This is a genomic window from Candidatus Fukatsuia endosymbiont of Tuberolachnus salignus (genome assembly GCF_964030845.1).
GTDB classification, from domain to species: Bacteria; Pseudomonadota; Gammaproteobacteria; order Enterobacterales; family Enterobacteriaceae; genus Fukatsuia; species Fukatsuia symbiotica.
This window is the reverse complement of sequence record NZ_OZ034983.1, coordinates 1761494-1778040: the sequence shown is the minus strand read 5'-3', so window position 1 is coordinate 1778040 and position 16547 is coordinate 1761494. Positions and strand designations below refer to the sequence as shown.

At 41.6% G+C, this 16547-nt stretch carries 13 protein-coding genes; 10 read left to right on the top strand and 3 right to left on the bottom strand.

Annotated features, from left to right (window positions below; translation table 11 throughout):
- Window positions 1–145: 145 nt before the first annotated feature.
- The 10 genes from sctC to AAHH42_RS08555 all read left to right on the top strand — a co-directional run bounded on the left by sctC (window position 146) and on the right by AAHH42_RS08555 (window position 10781).
- Window positions 146–1873: a type III secretion system outer membrane ring subunit SctC gene (gene sctC, locus AAHH42_RS08600; RefSeq protein WP_342220916.1), complete on the top strand. Its 1728-nt coding sequence runs from the start codon at window positions 146–148 to the stop codon at window positions 1871–1873.
- Window positions 1864–3033 (top strand): type III secretion system gatekeeper subunit SctW, encoded by a 1170-nt coding sequence (sctW, locus tag AAHH42_RS08595; protein WP_072549591.1) that lies wholly within the window; start codon window positions 1864–1866, stop codon window positions 3031–3033. The genes sctC and sctW overlap by 10 nt, the downstream gene beginning before the upstream one ends.
- Window positions 3034–3221: 188 nt before the next feature.
- Complete coding sequence (gene sicA, locus AAHH42_RS08590; RefSeq protein ID WP_072549590.1) at window positions 3222–3713, top strand: type III secretion system translocator chaperone SicA; 492 nt, start codon at window positions 3222–3224, stop codon at window positions 3711–3713.
- Between the two features lie 5 nt (window positions 3714–3718).
- Complete coding sequence (gene sctE / locus AAHH42_RS08585) at window positions 3719–5758, top strand: type III secretion system translocon subunit SctE (RefSeq protein WP_342220915.1); 2040 nt, start codon at window positions 3719–3721, stop codon at window positions 5756–5758.
- A gap of 33 nt (window positions 5759–5791) precedes the next feature.
- A complete protein-coding gene (locus AAHH42_RS08580; protein WP_342220914.1) occupies window positions 5792–7045 on the top strand; it encodes an IpaC/SipC family type III secretion system effector in 1254 nt (417 codons plus the stop codon).
- Window positions 7046–7259: 214 nt separating this feature from the next.
- Window positions 7260–8303 (top strand): IpaD/SipD/SspD family type III secretion system needle tip protein, encoded by a 1044-nt coding sequence (locus AAHH42_RS08575; RefSeq protein WP_342220913.1) that lies wholly within the window; start codon window positions 7260–7262, stop codon window positions 8301–8303.
- Entirely contained in the window at window positions 8300–8641 is a 342-nt protein-coding gene (locus tag AAHH42_RS08570; protein ID WP_342222043.1) for an IpaD/SipD/SspD family type III secretion system needle tip protein, read from the top strand. Before AAHH42_RS08575 ends, AAHH42_RS08570 begins: the two co-directional genes overlap by 4 nt.
- Window positions 8642–8675: 34 nt before the next feature.
- Window positions 8676–9107, top strand: a complete 432-nt coding sequence (locus tag AAHH42_RS08565; protein ID WP_342220912.1) for a hypothetical protein — start codon at window positions 8676–8678, stop codon at window positions 9105–9107.
- The gene (locus AAHH42_RS08560) at window positions 9092–10147 is read left to right on the top strand and encodes a hypothetical protein (protein ID WP_342220911.1); all 1056 of its coding nucleotides are present in this window, start codon (window positions 9092–9094) and stop codon (window positions 10145–10147) included. The genes AAHH42_RS08565 and AAHH42_RS08560 overlap by 16 nt, the downstream gene beginning before the upstream one ends.
- A gap of 142 nt (window positions 10148–10289) precedes the next feature.
- Complete coding sequence (locus tag AAHH42_RS08555; protein ID WP_072549585.1) at window positions 10290–10781, top strand: methylated-DNA--[protein]-cysteine S-methyltransferase; 492 nt, start codon at window positions 10290–10292, stop codon at window positions 10779–10781.
- Here AAHH42_RS08555 and AAHH42_RS08550 read toward each other — a convergent pair.
- The 3 genes from AAHH42_RS08550 to AAHH42_RS08540 all read right to left on the bottom strand — a co-directional run bounded on the left by AAHH42_RS08550 (window position 10759) and on the right by AAHH42_RS08540 (window position 16547).
- The gene (locus AAHH42_RS08550; RefSeq protein WP_342220910.1) at window positions 10759–11553 is read right to left on the bottom strand and encodes a hypothetical protein; all 795 of its coding nucleotides are present in this window, start codon (window positions 11551–11553) and stop codon (window positions 10759–10761) included. The two genes, AAHH42_RS08555 and AAHH42_RS08550, sit on opposite strands and share 23 nt — an antisense overlap.
- A 118-nt stretch (window positions 11554–11671) precedes the next feature.
- Window positions 11672–13183: an exopolyphosphatase gene (gene ppx, locus AAHH42_RS08545; protein ID WP_072549583.1), complete on the bottom strand. Its 1512-nt coding sequence runs from the start codon at window positions 13181–13183 to the stop codon at window positions 11672–11674.
- Window positions 13184–13277: 94 nt separating this feature from the next.
- Window positions 13278–16547: an Eco57I restriction-modification methylase domain-containing protein gene (locus AAHH42_RS08540; RefSeq protein ID WP_119797451.1), complete on the bottom strand. Its 3270-nt coding sequence runs from the start codon at window positions 16545–16547 to the stop codon at window positions 13278–13280.

The window sequence follows — 16547 nt, the reverse complement described above, 5'->3', positions numbered from 1 at the left end:
TTTTTGATTTAAATTTGTTTTGATTGCAGAGGAAAATTTATTTCCTCTCATCATATTTACATCAGGATCATTCAACGGTTATTAGGGCATTATCCTCGTCAATTAATCACATGGCTAACACAATTCAATTAAACAAGATGGGTATATGAAAAAAATATTATTCTATATATTAACCTCCGTTATTTTTCTAGGTTCATCGAACTTATCATTAGCACAATCTATGGAATTGCAACCTATTACGTTTCAACAAACTAATCCTCAAGGTTATATTGCCAAAAAAGAGGGTGTTAAAGGTATTTTCGATGCACTTTCATCGGTATTAAATAAGCCGATAGTACTCAGTAAACAAGCGGCACGCAAAAATATTAGCGGCAATTTTGATTTAAATAATCCCCAGGGATTGTTAGAAAAACTATCCTCTCAGTTGGGATTAATCTGGTACCACGACGGTCAGTCAATTTATGTTTATGATTCAACTGAAATGCGTAATTCAATGATAAATTTGAATAACACTTCGTTTTCGATCGTTAAAAACTTTTTAATCAAAGCCAATCTTTATGATAAACGTTATCCCTTGCGTGGTGATGAGGTTAGCGACACATTTTATGTTTCCGGGCCACCCGTTTATATCGATTTAGTGGCTAAAACCGCCAAATTTTTAGATAACCAGGTTTCTGGATTTAATGGCAAAGAAAAAGTGGCAGTGATTAAATTGAATAATACCTTTGTTGATGATCGTAGCTATGATTACCGTGGTCAAAAAGTACAAATCCCTGGTATTGCTCGGATTATTAAAGATTTATTGGCAGGCAATCAGCAACGGGTAGAAGTTATCCAGGCGGATAAAATAGAAGATTTTCAGAGCGCGCCGACAATGCCAAATTTTTCAGAGCAAGGAAATAAATCCTTGCCTTATAAAGCACCCATGGGGCTTGCCGATTCTTTAAAGAATACGATGAGTAATACGATAGCGCAGCCATTGAGAAAACGGGCGCCCAGTAATGTATTGCAAGTGGTTGCGAATCCCAGCACCAATAGTCTGTTAGTGAAAGGGCACGGCGAACAGATTACCTTTGTAAAAAATCTGATCGCGCAATTAGATCAACCTAAACGCCACATAGAACTTTCAGTCTGGATCATCGATTTAGAAAAAACGGCATTGGATCAACTGGGTGTTGAATGGCAAGGCGGTGTGACTATTGGTAGCAAGATGGGAGCGAGTTTCAATGGCGGATCTTACAGTACCCTAAATGGTAGTCGCTTTATCGCTTCCATTCTGGCGTTGAGTAAAAAAGAAAAAGCCAACGTTGTCTCACGCCCGATTGTCCTAACACAAGAAAATATTCCTGCCATCTTTTATAACAGCCGCACCTTTTACAGCTCTGTGGTGGGCGATAAAGTGGCATCGTTAGAGCATGTGACTTACGGCACCCTGGTTAGTGTATTACCGCGTTTTTCTGAAGCTAATCAGATAGAAATGATGCTCAACATTGAAGATGGTAATGAGGTGCCACAAACCGGTAATGAAACAAAAACCGCGCTACCCAAAGTAGGGCGAACCAATATCAGTACTGTGGCACGGGTGCCCAAAGGCAAAAGTTTACTGATCGGCGGTTACACCCGTGACTCTAGTTTAACCAAGGAGGCGAAAATCCCCGGGCTTGGCAGTTTACCTTGGGTAGGCGGTTTGTTTCGCTACACCCAGGCCTCTAATGCTAATACTGTACGGGTATTCCTCATCCAACCGCGTGAAATTGATGCCCCGCTCAGCCGTGATGCCAGTGATATGGTGGGTGACATGATGAAAGATCTCTCGGCTGAACCCTTGCAGGACTGGATGCGCAATTATCTGGATAGCCAAAAATGGACATGATAAGTCGAGCACGTCCTTCCATCGCCAAAGTGAATAGTCAGCGCTACCATGCTAAACAGGACGCAAGGAAATTGGCAGAAAAGGAAGTCAACAAAGAAAAAGCAACACGTGCTGCGTCAATGGAAGCAGGAGGTACCGAATTTTTCGATGATGATTCTCCGGCAGCACAGGCACAACGTTTTCATCAGTCTACCGATGAAATGTCGGCAGCACTGACATTATTTCGTAATAGACGTGATCTTGAAAAGAAAACCGGCGGAGCTGTATCAGAAAGTTTTGAACGTGTGCTTGATGAGGATGTGTTACCTAAAGTCAATGCCCTGCTCAAAGCGGTTTCTTCCCTATCAGGGGTGAATATTGAAAATTTATTGCGCCATGCGCACCTCTTTTTTGCTGATGATAGTGATTTAGCACTGGTATTACGTGAGTTATTACGTCGTCGTAATTTAGAAGAAGTGATAAGAAAACGGCTTCTCGCCTTGCTGAAGCATGTTGAGGCCACGGCGGACCCACGTCGTTTGAAAGCCGGTATCAATTCAGCGTTAAAAGCGCGGCTTTTTGGCAAAGCATTAGCACTGAATCCGGCGTTAATTCGTGAAAGTTATCGTAATTTTTTAGAGAGCGATGCCAGAGAAATTGATATTTATCAGGATTGGATTGTGAGTTACGGCTATCAACGGCGTGCGGCTATTGTCGATTTTATGGAAAGTACGTTGCTAACGGATATCGAATCACAGGATCCGAGTTGTTCGCGCCATGAATTCGGTAATTTATTAGGCAAACTTGGGCAGCTTAAATTATTACGTTCCAGTGATGAGTTGTTTATTAAAAAAGTACTACAGACCCCCTTGGTATGTACGTTTAATGAAAGTGAAAAAGCATGGTTACTGTTTATGCTTTGTGTTTTGCAACAGCCTCATAACCTCGATGATTTTTTACGTGAAGTGGTTGGAGAACGTATTTTCTTCAGTCGACATGCCCAGCGCTCTGTATTATTACAAGTGATTTATCGTGCTTGTCGATCTTTACCATTAGAAATTTTTGTTGAACCAGAAGATAGCCAATTATTGGATGACAGATTTAAAGAACTTGCTGAAATTGCTTATAAACACGAGCAAATTGAACGCAGGAGAAAAAAGGCAGTAAAGAAACCGAAATAATTATCGCGTTATTTCTTGATAAAGTGATTTATAAGCGAAATTGAAAACGGTTTAAAAGTAATAGTAATAAGAGAGTAGAACATAACCTAATATTTTGGATGAGCGATATTTGAATGATGCGCGCTCACTATGATGTTTTAATTCGTTCACCCCATTTTTTTGGTGGTGACATTCTAATAGGAGTTTTTATGCAAGAGCAAAATAATATCACCGAAGAACAAATCACCGAAATGGTTTTGGATGCCGTCAATGATTCTGCGACCCTCAAAGATATTCATGGGATCCCTGAAGAAATGATGGAAGGGCTGTATGCACATGCCTATGATTTTTATCATCAAGGTCGACTTGATGATGCAGAAACGTTTTTTCGTTTTCTTTGTATGTACGATTTTTACAATCCTGACTATTTCACCGGTTTGGCAGCAGTATATCAACTTAAAAAACAATTTCAGAAGGCTGCCGATTTATATGCTGTGGCCTTCGCATTGAGTAAAAACGATTACAAAACCGTTTTTTTCAACGGACAATGTCAATTATTGATGGGGAAAATCCTCAATGCTAAAAAATGTTTTGAATTGGTGTGCCAACAGAGTAATGACAATAACTTATGTCTGAAAGCAAAAGCTTATCTTGACACCCTGAAACCAATAAAGTCTGAAGAGACAGCAGAAGAGGAATAATAATAATGACTGATATGAATAAAAAAGATTGGTCAAAAATGGGGACAGCCCAGGCCAATTTAAATCGAATATTTAGCGGTGATAACCGTGGAGATCATCTTCTCGCCCATGTTATTGCTGATAAAGCGCATATCAGTGAAAAAAATATTGCGAAGATTCATGTTTCAGCACAAAAAGCATTTGACGACGTTCTTGCTGTGAGTCTCGCGACAGGGGAAACCATGCTATCAGAAGATGATATTCAAGGCATACCCGAACTGGCGTTACCTAAAACAACAGTGCAACAGTCAATCAGCAATAAAGCGGCACAGCACCGATCTGAAGCCCTATTAAAAACCGAAGTGGCAAAGGGTGAACATCTCAATGGTACGGCTAAATTGGTGTTACTGATGGGGCAACTGACGGCCTTGCTGGGAGATATGTCGCTAGAAAAACTTAAAAACCGTTTGTCCCTTTTCACTGATATGCGCAATGCATTGAAAGCACAGGGTGAAAAGATGTCAGCTGAGCTGACAGATGCACAGCAAGTATTGCAGATTGCCACCGACGAAGTTGAAAAACAGGATGCACTGTTAGAAAACGCAGTAAATAGTTTGCAAGAGAAAAAAGACATCTCAACGGGAAAAAATGCACGTTTGGAGCAGGCAAAAAAAGCATTAAAAGCCTTGACTGAGACGCCCGCAGCTGCGAAACAGGATGCGGATAAACATGCGCTGCAGCGTCGACAAGCCGAGGCTGAACTCAATAATGCAAAGAATGAAAAAATAGAAGCTGATCAGGCAGTTAGCAACGCGAACGAAAAAATCAGATTGCTAGAAGACAAATTATCTGCTGCTAGCAGTGTGGCGAAAGAAAAATTGACCATCAGTGATAACTTGCTGACTGAAATTAAAAATCTCCCGGGTATTAGCCCTCAGCTATTACAAGCATCCTCAAAGGAGATAGTCAATAACACGGCGCGTTTAAGTTTACTGATGGCGACTTTTAGCAGCCTGTTGAGTGACAATGCAATCCAGAAGTTAAAAAGCGATAAAGAGTTGTTTCAGGCAATACAGGAACATCGTCAGTTAGAGCTGGAAAAGCAAGCGGAAGAACAGGCCGCAGAACTGCGTAAAGCGGAAGAGTTGCAAAAAACCATGGGCTGTATCGGTCAAATTCTTGGCTACTTAATCCTGGCGGTTTCGGTCGTCGCTGCCGTATTTACGGGCGGCGCGAGTTTAGCGTTTGCTGCGGTGGGTTTGGCTCTGCTGGCAACAGATAAAATTATGGAAGCGGCCGGCGTGGAATCATTGTCAGCGCGGATAATGGATCCGGTCATGAAAAAGATCGTCGAGCCGATGATAAAATTTTTTACTGACCTGTTTATCAAGATATTAAAAGAGACGGGGCTTGATAAAGTCATTGGTCAAGAGGCTACCGACATTCTTGCGGCTACATTAGCAGCAGTGGCCGCCGTGGTTGTTATGGTTGCTGCTGTGGTGTTACTGAAAGCGGGCGGCAGTGCTGAGATAAAAGCCATGAGCGGGCCGTTGGCAAGAAAACTGGCGGGTAAACTTGCTAGTACAGCTGTTGGCAAGGCCGTGTCCAATGTGGGCAGTAAAATAGCAAAGAGTGCTGTCGGTAAGTCAGTATCCCAGGGCGGACGGCAAGCGGCAAACATGGCGCGCAATATTTCAAAGTCTATCACCAAGGGCACGCAGAAAACGCTCGACAAGTTGAACATTAAATCCGATCCCGCCTTGATCGGTAACAAACTGAAGTATGCCAATCTTGCGCTGACAGGAACCAATGTTGCTACGCAATCGGGGTTAAATATTGCCGCTAATGTATCGGTTAAAAATGCACTCAATGCGAAGGCCGATATGATATTGACAGAAAAAGAGTTGGAAATGATCCGCGAGTTTTTGTCACTGCTCGTTGAGGCTTTTGAGAGATCGTTGAAGACGACACAGGACATTATGACGACTATGTCTAGCTTTGAAGAAGACAGACACAATACCGCTCGAGCGATAACACGTAATCTGAGTGGTCGTCGTCGCGCTTAATTTTAAAATCAAAATAAAGAAGGAAAATAGACTATGCTAGATTTGAAAGTATCAACTAGAGCTCCAGTTAGATTAACGGATACCTCTCATGTAAGTGGAACCATTACTCATCAACAAAATCAGGATGGAATTAAAACGGTAGCACCAGGCATATCAAGTCAGATCATCAATCACGCGACAAAATCTTCTTCGGGTGAAAGAACCTTTGATCCTGTTTTAGCGCCACCGACAGAAAACCCTGGTGCAGAAGCAGAAGAAATACTGGAACTGTTTCAGAAACTGGCTAACAGTACTAAAAAAAGTATTGACGAGGCTAGCATGGCAAAAGAAGCACTGCCAAGCAGTGCGGGTACTTTACCTCGTGATGCTATTGCTCTCATCTTTGATGAGAAAACCCTGGGTGAAATCTATAAGATCGCTGAGCCTATTATGGACAAGTGGGATAAGGGTGAAGAAATTGAAAAACATGAGATGCGTGTGGTTAGAGATAACATTGCTGAGCGGGTTGATAAATCTACCCAGGAGAGTTTAAAGAAAGCAAAAGAAGAATACCATTTTGATATTACTAACTTTTCGTCTCAAAGTGGCATTAATGAGATGATGGCGTTGATTGCTGAGATGATGCTCAAAATGCGAAATAGTAGGCAGGAAACTCTCACAAAACAGATGCAGATGGGCCTGGATGCGACAAAAAGTCAAGCGGAAACCGAACGTACAAAAGGTAGAATTGCGCTGACGGTAGCGATAACCTCAGCCGCTGTTGGAGCACTGGTTACCGGGGTTGGGTTGTATAAACAGCATCAAGGGATAACGAAGTCAAACCGTGCGCTTAAACATAACGATCCTGCTGCGAAAGGACATCGGGACCTAGCACAGCAGGATCAATCTAAGCTTGATAATAATACGGGCTTGACTGCGAAGGATAAAAAGGACCTCAGCTCGCAGATTAAGGCGAATAATGACCAGGCCCAGTCCCATCAAGACGCTGGGGATAAACTGAAGAGTGATGGCAGGCGTCTGGAGATGGTCGGTCAAGCACTGGTTCAAAGTAATAGTCTTCTGACCGGTATGATTGGCGGTATTGGTGAAAGTCTAAAACATGCGGAATCAGCAAAGGCGATCCTGTTTCAGTATGCAGCCGGTGTTTTTGCTGAGGCAGCCAAGCACAGTCAGGAAAAATTGAGGGAGCAGCAAGAGCTTCTTAATAAAATAATCGAAACGTTATTTAATACTATGGCAAATAAGAACAGTACTGACGGTACAATCATTGGAAACATGAGAGCATAAGCTGTTAATTTTTTTATTATCATCCCCGCTTAATCAACGGGGATTTCAAATGATAAAGACGGTATGCGTTTATTTTCGGATTGTTCTTTAAATAACTTTAATAATCACTGTCATGAAATTACATTTTCTGACGGTTAATCAAAATAATCTCATTATAATAGCATCACGCAATTTTAATGCTTAAATTAAGCAACAGATAAAAGGATACTCTACTATGGGTGAGGTTCTTAATACATCAAATAATGTTACATTTCTTTCTGTGGGGCTTCATCATGCAAAAGGAAGAGGGGGCATTGAACCGGATACCAGGCCGGCTGGTGATTTTGTCCAATTGGGAAAAGAAAGCGTTAATAGCCTGACGACAGGTAATGAACGAGTAGAAGAGTTAAAACAATTCACCAGAGAATTAAGGATTGACAACAAAAAAATTCAGGAAGAATGTGGTTTTTTATGTTCTATCTTTGAATCAAAAAAAGCACAAAGTGAAAATAATATAGAAATATATCAGAACATTGAAAAGTTAACCCGGTTAAATGAAGAAAGAGATCACTTGTTACAGGGTAACAGCAGTTCAGAAAATGATATAGAAAAAAATAGCGAAGAAATAAAAGAGACCAGCAAAAAACTAGAAGATTTAACACAGAAAAAAAATCGCGAGTTACCACGTCTCGCCGGTTTAGAAAAATCTTTATCCCGTAGCTTTACTAAAATAGAATTAGCCACACATTCAATGTCAAGCAATGCCGCGGCACATCAGACTATTTTAAAACAGGTAACGCCTTGGCTATCTAAAATAGATCCCGAAAAATTAGAAAAACAGATAAAGGGAGAGATGGCGGAGGTACCCAGATTACAGAAAGATCCTGAAATGCAGGCTGTATCTGATACATTATTGGATAATCATATGTTTTCTCCTCCTATACAGCAAAATGGAACAACGGAAGAAAAGATGTTATCCAGTTCTGAAATTGCTGACAAACTTGTCGAAGGGATCAACAATGTAAAAAATCATTATTTAGATATTTATCAAGCTGCAGCGCAAAAATATGCTGATTTTTACAAAGATTTCAGTGCTCTGGTTACCAAAATGAGCAAGTTAACCACAAGTAATGGCGATAAAATTAAAATAGATGTTGCTAATCTAAAAATTGAATTAGATGCTTTGAAACGTGATCACTATGCTCCTTTTTCAGCGAATTCAGAGGGTGGAAAATTGTATAGCGTTGGTTATATCGAAAGCGATGGAGATAGTATATAGCGGAAGCTAAAGCTAAAGCAGAAAAGTGGGCAGAAAATTTCGGACTCTCAAGCTCAAACGTTCATCTTGATAGAAATAGCAAGAAGTTCGTTGTTTATATTGATTTTGATCCTGTGGAAAAGATAATAGCCAGCTTACCAGAACCAAATAAGGATATGACCGCCACTGAACATCAAAAATTTCAGGTCGGATTTGATATACAAAAAGATGCGATAGAAAACAGGGTAAATACTTTATTCAAAAAATTAAGTCAAGCTAACGCCGTGTATGATAATGTGGTAAGGATATTGAGTCAAACTATACAAACTTTATTAGAAACCGATAAGGCGTTCTTATAATAATTAAAAATTATTTTATTAATCAGGGTGAAATATGACAGCGGTAACGGGAAGTGTTTCAAGAGGTGCGGTTATTCAGACAGCCACTCCTCATGGTAAAAATAATGAAGGATTGGGTCTTACTTTTACAGTAATGTTTAAATTTGGGGGTAATGATCCTCAAGTTTTATCATCGTGTAACAGTGAGAACGGCAGCTCACTTGAAAGCAGCGGAACATTTTCTGGGGAATTAGAACGAGTGACTGGCAGCACTCCTCCTAATACCCATACCAACGGAAAGGGTCAGACTACTGGTCTCAACGGAAAGAACCAGAGTAATAGTAGTGCCAACGAAAATAACCAGGCTGCTAGTACCAATGAATGTAATGAAACGACAACGCCAAATGTTGCCACAACAAAGTCGCGCTCAGATGTTTTTTTGACTCATGAAGGCAAGGCTAACAGAGAGACTTGGTTGAAAAAATAGGGGTGAATGCTGAGCAAATTAAAGAAATTGACGCTAAGCTTGCAAGTATCTCGAAAGAAAATATCACTGTTAATAATGAGATTAATGACTTCTATCGAACAGTTTCTATTATCGAAGGTATATCAGGTACAAAAGACGATTCTGAATTGAAAAAAATAGTTAAAGAATTTTCTGAATTACTTAAAACCGTTAAAACAGAAAAATTACATAAGCTCTTTATCAATAGTGGGAACGGAACAAAATATGGTAAATTTGAGGCAATCAAAGAACAAGTCAGTGCTTATAGGCAATCAAAACGCATTACAAATGAAGAAATCAATGCTGAATATCTAAAGCACATTAAATCACTTCTTGATTGTGACTATGACAGTTTAAGCAAAAATGTTAGAACGATGATTGAAACACTGATGCAACAGCCAGCATCTTTAGACCCTTATAAGCTGTGTACTCATAGGCAAGGTGTAGCTGCGATGCTACTAAATTTTGGTGCTAGCAGTCAGAAAGCGGATCCGAAGGAAATGCCTGAAAAGCACAGTGTTTCACCCGACTCTTCATTAAGAGTACCTGAACCTCAAAGTAATGAGCAAGAACTTGCCGGACCATTCGGACCATTCAGCGTTGAGTTTACTGTTGAAGCACAGTTGCCAACGTCGGAGGAGGAGGTTGAACGCCCAAATTTACCACCGTCAAGAAAAAAAGAGACCGCTGATGCAAAAAAAGAGACCGCTGATGCAAAGAATCAAACGGAATTATTAGTAGAAGAGCGGGCTAATGAAATAAAAGAACCGCGAAATGGACACAAACAGGCTGTCCCCGATCCACGTATCCATGAAGAGGCTCAGCCATCAGAACCCAAAGAGCAGAATAAAGAAGCGCCGCCTGAAGCGAGAACAGGAATAGGAGGGTGGCAAAAGAATGATAAAGGGAAATGGGTACAGCTTAATGCACCCAAAAAAGTGGTTCTTTCACCTGGATCATCAGGATGGGGGATGGGACCCAATGTACCACGAGTTCAACCACAGGTCGGTAATCGTTTTTGATGATTATTTATACATGAACTGAGTAAAAAAGATGGCTTGTGCAGCGGTAGCGAGCGGAGTAGAGTCGGTATTTCGTCAGGTTAACGCATATCGAGTCCTTTGATCACAAGGTGAAGCGACAGCGCATAGGAGCAGGGTTTAAATGTATCATTATTATATTGATTCACCTCCAGGGTTTGCTACCCGATTTTTGCAGATACAGGCAAGCGAAATCGGCATTAAACGTATTGACTTTGTTAATGAAAAAACCGTTGAGGTGAAGCCTACTTCTCTATTGCTACATTGTGTCGATGAGCTAGAAAAGTATTTTGCCGGAAAACTGAAAACATTTACTGTTGCTCTCGATCCTGGCGGGACTGATTTTCAGAAAAAAGTATGGTGTGAATTACAAAAAATAAAATTTGGCGAAACCTGGAGCTATAAACAACTGGCATTAGCTGTTGAATCGGCGAATTATTGTCGAGCCGTCGGTGCTGCCAATGCGAAAAATTTGATTGCGATTATCATTCCATGCCACCGCGTGATAGGTAACAATGGCCATCTTACTGGCTACGCAGCAGGATTAACCATCAAACAGTGGTTGATTGAGCATGAAGGCTCCGGTGACAAAATTACATGCCAAGCAAACGGGTAATGTGTTCCTTGAATATCAGGGTAAGCGCAGCAGCAACGATGAACCATTGTACACGATCAAATTTCGATTCAAGTTTATCAAAACGTTTTATCGTTTCTTGTTTAAAGTCGTTCAGTGATTTATCCGCCTGCTCAAAGCGTTTATCGACTTGTTCGAAGCGTACATCCATATCTTTACGAACTTCAGCTATTTTGGCATCAGTTTTTTCGAAACCTGCTTCCATGTCTTTGCGGACTTCTGATATTTCAGCAGACAGATCTTTGCGGACTTCGGCTATTTTAGCGTCAGTTTTTTCAAAACCTACTTCCATGTCCTTACGGACTTCGGCTATTTTAGCGTCAGTTTTTTCAAAACCTACTTCCATGTCCTTACGGACTTCAGCTATTTTAGCATCAGTTTTTTCAAAACCTACTTCCATGTCTTTACGGACTTCGGCTATTTTAGCATCAGTTTTTTCAAAGCCTGCTTCCATGTCTTTGCGGACTTCGGCTATTTTGGCATCAGTTTTTTCAAAACCTGCTTCCATGTCTTTGCGGACTTCGGTTATTTCAGCGGACAGATCTTTGCGGACTTCGGCTATTTTGGCGTCAGTTTTTTCAAATTTGGTATCTATGTCCCTATGTAAGTCATCGAGGTCACGCTTAGTCACGACGTCTACGGCTTCCTGAGACTTACGGATAACAAAAGAAATTGCTTTAGCGTGAGCTGTTAAGATGCCGGCTGTTTCAAGTTCTTCTACAACCTGTTGTGTATCAAGTGCTGCCAGTGCCATGCAAATGATCCTTTCCTAATAATTTCTTAATAATGTCAAGATACTGAATTTTTGATCTATATGCAACTCAAATCTGATAACTTAAGGAAGATATCCTGTCTAAAGAATGTAGATTAATTTATTCGATAGTTAATTGCCAGTCGGTGACGTTATTCCAATAAGCTTGTTCACGCTCAAAATCCAGCGCTAGCAAATTATTTTGCGCGAGATAGTCTTGGGGAAAACGCAATGTCCAGTGATTATCATGGGTAATTAACTGTAAACTTTCGGGTGTGGTGGTAGCTTGGCGTTGGTTGTTAAGTAGGGTACTGAGCCGTAATAGTTGAATCAGGGGCAGATAATGTTTTTTCTTAAATAGGTTGAATTTGGGCAATTCTTCTAATTTGATTGTCTTACGATGGAAACGCACCAGCATCGCCAGTAAGAGTTGTTGTTCCTGATTGAAACCCGGCAAGTTGGTGTGTTGTAGTATATAGGCTGAATGCCGTTGCATTGCACTGTGATTGATACTTAAACCTATTTCATGTAGCATCGCTGCCCATTTTAGTAGCGGTGTCAGGTGTGGTTGCACTAGTTTGCTATTTTGCATTTGCCATTGTGCATAAAGTTGTTGGCTGGTTTGCATCACGCGCCGTGCTTGATTACGATCAATATTATAATGATCAACCAGACTTTGGGCGGTACGCTGGCGAATATCCTGATGACGGAAACGTCCTTCCATCTCGTATAAAACACCTTCACGTAAGGCACTATCGGAAAAGCGCAGTGTGTTGATGGCGAGGGTGTCAAATATGCCACTGATGATGGCTAATCCAGGGATAAATATCGACCGACGATCTTCGGGCAAGCCTGGTAATTTAAGTGTGTTAACGTGATTGAATTGTAGTACTTGGTCACGCAACAATTGCAAACGTTCTACTGTGATCAGTCCATCTTTTTCGCCCATTGCCAGCAAAATTTCAGTTACCGTTTTGATGCTACCGGAAGTGCCTAACGCATATTGCCAGCCTTGGGTTTTATATTGCGAGGCGAGGGTTTCCAATTTTTGCGTTGTTGCCAGTTGGGCACGTTGAAAATTAATTTTATTGATTTCCCCATCAGGAAAGAATTTTTTCGCAAAACTGACACAACCCATAGGACGACTTTCTACTAGCAAGGGTTTAAAATCTTCGCCGATCACCAGTTCTGTCGAGCCTCCGCCAATATCGATCACTAATTTACGGCCTTTCTCTGGTTGAGTATGTTCAACACCTCTAAAAATCAGGAGAGCCTCTTCATGACCGGAAATAATTTCAATTGGATAGGGGATCACTAACGCTGCTCGTTGCAGAAAAACATCGGCGTTGGCTGCTTGTCGCAGCGCGTGTGTTGCCACGACGCGGATATTATCCGGTGAAAAACCTTGCAAACGTTCAGCAAACAATGCCAGGCAGGATAGCCCGCGTTCCATCGCTTCTTGGCTAAGCAGGTTATTGTTATCTAATCCTTCAGCCAAGTGAACCCGTTTTTTTAAACGACCCAGAACCTGAAGTGCTCCGTTAACGATACGGGCAATGACCATATGAAAACTGTTGGAGCCGAGATCGATGGCGGCAATTTCTTGTGGAATACATTTACTGTGTAGCGGCATAGTATTTTGAGTAACCGTTATTGATATTCGATGGCTTGGTACAAGCACCGAAACCCACTTATACCCATTATTGATAATGGACAAACATAAATTATTATATATTATCAACGGGAGTAGTCGTTAATCCTGTTTTTCTGGGGTATTCAGATTTTAAGATTGAAATAGGGGCCTTTAGTGTTCCACTCCAAGTAGTTAAAATTCTCTCGGCTGTAGCTTTAACTTTCCCAACAATGCCTTTGCGGGACTCACTATTATGTTCATAATGAGCCGACTCAACGAGTTTAACCAGTTCTTGATGTTGAATGTTCCCAAAGTCGTACTCGGGTAAATTAAGATGTTTAAAAACATTTGCCACTTGAATGGATACGTTGTGAGAATTTATCCACTCTTGAACTGTGGTCGAATTGAGTAACCCACAGAGATAAAAGGCCGTTTTTCTGTCGTCAAACGATGCAAAGTAAACTTTGTGATCGGGTACGTATGGGCGACTTCCTACAATTGGGACATCCGCACTACCGGCAACCGCAGCATAGAACGATGAAGACATTTCCGGCCAAATAACCTTCCAAGGTTTAAAAGTATAATCACCGACGTTATAAACGGCATGAAACGGAGCACCTTTCATTTGTCTGCGGTAAGTAGATCGATCAAGTAAAAGCTGTTGATACGACTTAAACCACGCTGATGTTTTCTTTAATCGTGGAGAGCCAAGATCCGTTTCTGCCTTCTCGTAATCAGAGTTTGAAATACCAACGTTTGGTACAAACGCATATAGTCGCTGTGCAGTGTGTTTTTCAGATGCAAACTTGAGGTAACACTCTTCAAAGTCGCCAGCCCCCTTTATCAAGGGATACAACATGTCAGGTTCAACCCATGCTTTTTTCTGAGCCGCAATGTCTTTACGTCCAGCTTCTGGTCGACTCTGAACCTGGACTGCTGTACCGTTGTCTTGAAGTATTGGGACGAAATAAACCCCGTTTAAATCTGTGGTAATTCCTTTACGGCCTTTGGTCCAAGTGCATGGTTTAGATAAATACTTAATCGCCTCAAATCGGCCAGGAGGCAAAATTGCCCAGGGAGAACCCGGTTCTTCCACGGGAAATGCCTCGTGCTCAATTGACTCAATTTGCCCTAGTACGATATCGAGAGAGTGTTTTGCGTTTATGGTACGTTTTTGTCCTGCAGAAGGTCTCCAAAGCTGATATGAAACAGGGTAGCTTGTTTGTGAAGCTGCCTTGGCAAAGAGAGCGACCGATGTATGATTACTTGCATCTTCAAAAGGTTTGAGCGCCTTCATGTCATCCACTGATAACGGCTGTAGATACATGGAATCACAGTGTTTAGGTTTAAGCTTAAATGTTCGAAAACCCGCTGATGAAGGGTTCTTGAACAAGGTTCCCGTGATGACGAACGCCAGCTTACCATCATCTTTTAGCCATTTGTCCGACACTATGTAGGTAATCATGGCGGAAATGTCGAGTTCATTACCCCCGTGCCGCTTGGTTTTTGAGAATATTCCGTAGTCTTCACATGTGGGTTTAGCTCGCTCACGATAAAGATCCGGTAATTTTGACCAGCGTACCCAGGGTGGATTGCCGATAATCAGTTCAAATTTGCCTGCTGTTGCAGACCAAAAGAAATTTCTGACAATACGAAACCAAATACCATTCCATTGTTTTTTATGGAGATGCAATACTTGGTCGTAGGTGTAGCGTAGCGGTTTTTCCCACAATTCTAATTGTTGCGGATCTATGACTTGATAGCTCGATAGTTTCTTCTTTGATTCATCGTATTCAAGGCTCTGCTCTACATCTTGCGCCATACGCTCGAAAACATCATCAAGCAGCTTGCGGTTAAACGCAAGTTCAACAGGCAAGCGGATATTAAGTTTTGCTATTTGGCTACCAATGCTATATTCAACGACAGACGTATTGCCATTAGGCAAAGACGCTGGAGAATAGACAGCATCTGCCATTAAAACAGGTACTTCAAATTCAGTGCCTGGGCATTGGGCCAGTAAATCCGCGATTTCAATTAAGAAGTTTACACGGGCTGTTTGAACTGCAAGCGGGTTGAGATCAAAACCCCATACACTGTTACATAAATTTTTTAGCGTTGTCTCAGCCGACCACGCTTTTCGCTGGGCTAATGCTCGTTTCTTGCGTATCACTGCCAACAAAAATGCACCAGAGCCACAAGTCGGATCGAGCGCTCGCTGATGTAAAATCGCATCATCGGAGGCACGACTTAGCGTGAAGTCAACCAGCCAGTCTGGTGTATAAAATTCCCCTAGGCTTTGACGCAGTTTGCCGGGAACTAACCCCTGGTATAAGTCACGTAAAACATCCCGGGTGCGCTCAAGTTTATCCAAACGGTAAAGCGACAGCATTGACAATAGACGGCGCAATGAAGGTAGTAACGAGGGTAGGATGTCGTGTCGGGCGAGATCGATATACCAGCTAAAAATGGCCTCTTCAATGAATCCATTTATCCCTGCATCTTTAAACAATGATGCGTGTTCAATCGCTTGATAAAGAAAATCTAATAACTGATCGTCACTTTTAAGTGCTGCCATGTTTTGAGCAGGTTGTTCAGATGACGTAATGCCATGGGCGGCAACGATTTCTGCCGCAAGCAGTTTGATTAACATCGAATTATAAGTATGAATGACGAACAGCCTTGCTGGAATTGAATCTTTCTCTGTACCTATCCAGCTAAATGCGAGTTCTTTATTTATGGCTTCCGCTTGCAGAACCGACATATCGGCAACCTGGCCATATAACGTTCTCCATTCTTCAAATAACATTTGAACTTTATTGTTACTACTTGCAGTGACATAGTGGTATAGGCCATCAGATAGACATTGCATAAAGGCTCTTGCATTTGATGAGCCATGCCCGAAGTCTGCAAGCAAGTTCTCGGCTGTCAACCCTTTACGGGTATCAGAACGAAAAGCATCGAGCACCATCTCCACAGAATAGGGGGAGAATGGCATGAGATGCTGTGTTTTTATCTCACCGTCTATGACCTGGGTAAAGCAAATATGCTCCCCGTCAATCGCAATACCGATGAAATCGGACTCTGGAATTCCGGTCTTTATTGATTCTTTTTGAATATAAGGTAATAAGCGCTCTTGAGATGCATTTTTAAAGGCAGGGCTACCCTTTTTACCGTTGAACAAGCCCGGTGCTTTGTACTCAATAATCACATGGTTGAGGCTGGCATCCTTTCGCTCTCGTTCAGCATTTAAGTGGAGCCCGGTTTCATCTTCAATCGCTTTATTCCATGTATACCGAACTTCTTCTTCGCCTTGCCATGGCTTTAAGCGTTTTTCCTGGATCGCATCGTAAGTGGACTGATTCAT

Bases quoted from the DNA above. Each gene is read 5' to 3' on its own strand.
- AAHH42_RS08540 (WP_119797451.1), bottom strand. From the start codon at position 16,547: ATGAATCAGTCCACTTACGATGCGATCCAGGAAAAACGCTTAAAGCCA.
- sctW (WP_072549591.1), top strand. From the start codon at position 1,864: ATGGACATGATAAGTCGAGCACGTCCTTCCATCGCCAAAGTGAATAGT.
- sicA (WP_072549590.1), top strand. From the start codon at position 3,222: ATGCAAGAGCAAAATAATATCACCGAAGAACAAATCACCGAAATGGTT.
- AAHH42_RS08550 (WP_342220910.1), bottom strand. From the start codon at position 11,553: ATGGCACTGGCAGCACTTGATACACAACAGGTTGTAGAAGAACTTGAA.
- sctC (WP_342220916.1), top strand. From the start codon at position 146: ATGAAAAAAATATTATTCTATATATTAACCTCCGTTATTTTTCTAGGT.
- sctE (WP_342220915.1), top strand. From the start codon at position 3,719: ATGACTGATATGAATAAAAAAGATTGGTCAAAAATGGGGACAGCCCAG.
- AAHH42_RS08580 (WP_342220914.1), top strand. From the start codon at position 5,792: ATGCTAGATTTGAAAGTATCAACTAGAGCTCCAGTTAGATTAACGGAT.
- AAHH42_RS08555 (WP_072549585.1), top strand. From the start codon at position 10,290: ATGTATCATTATTATATTGATTCACCTCCAGGGTTTGCTACCCGATTT.
- ppx (WP_072549583.1), bottom strand. From the start codon at position 13,183: ATGCCGCTACACAGTAAATGTATTCCACAAGAAATTGCCGCCATCGAT.
- AAHH42_RS08575 (WP_342220913.1), top strand. From the start codon at position 7,260: ATGGGTGAGGTTCTTAATACATCAAATAATGTTACATTTCTTTCTGTG.
- AAHH42_RS08565 (WP_342220912.1), top strand. From the start codon at position 8,676: ATGACAGCGGTAACGGGAAGTGTTTCAAGAGGTGCGGTTATTCAGACA.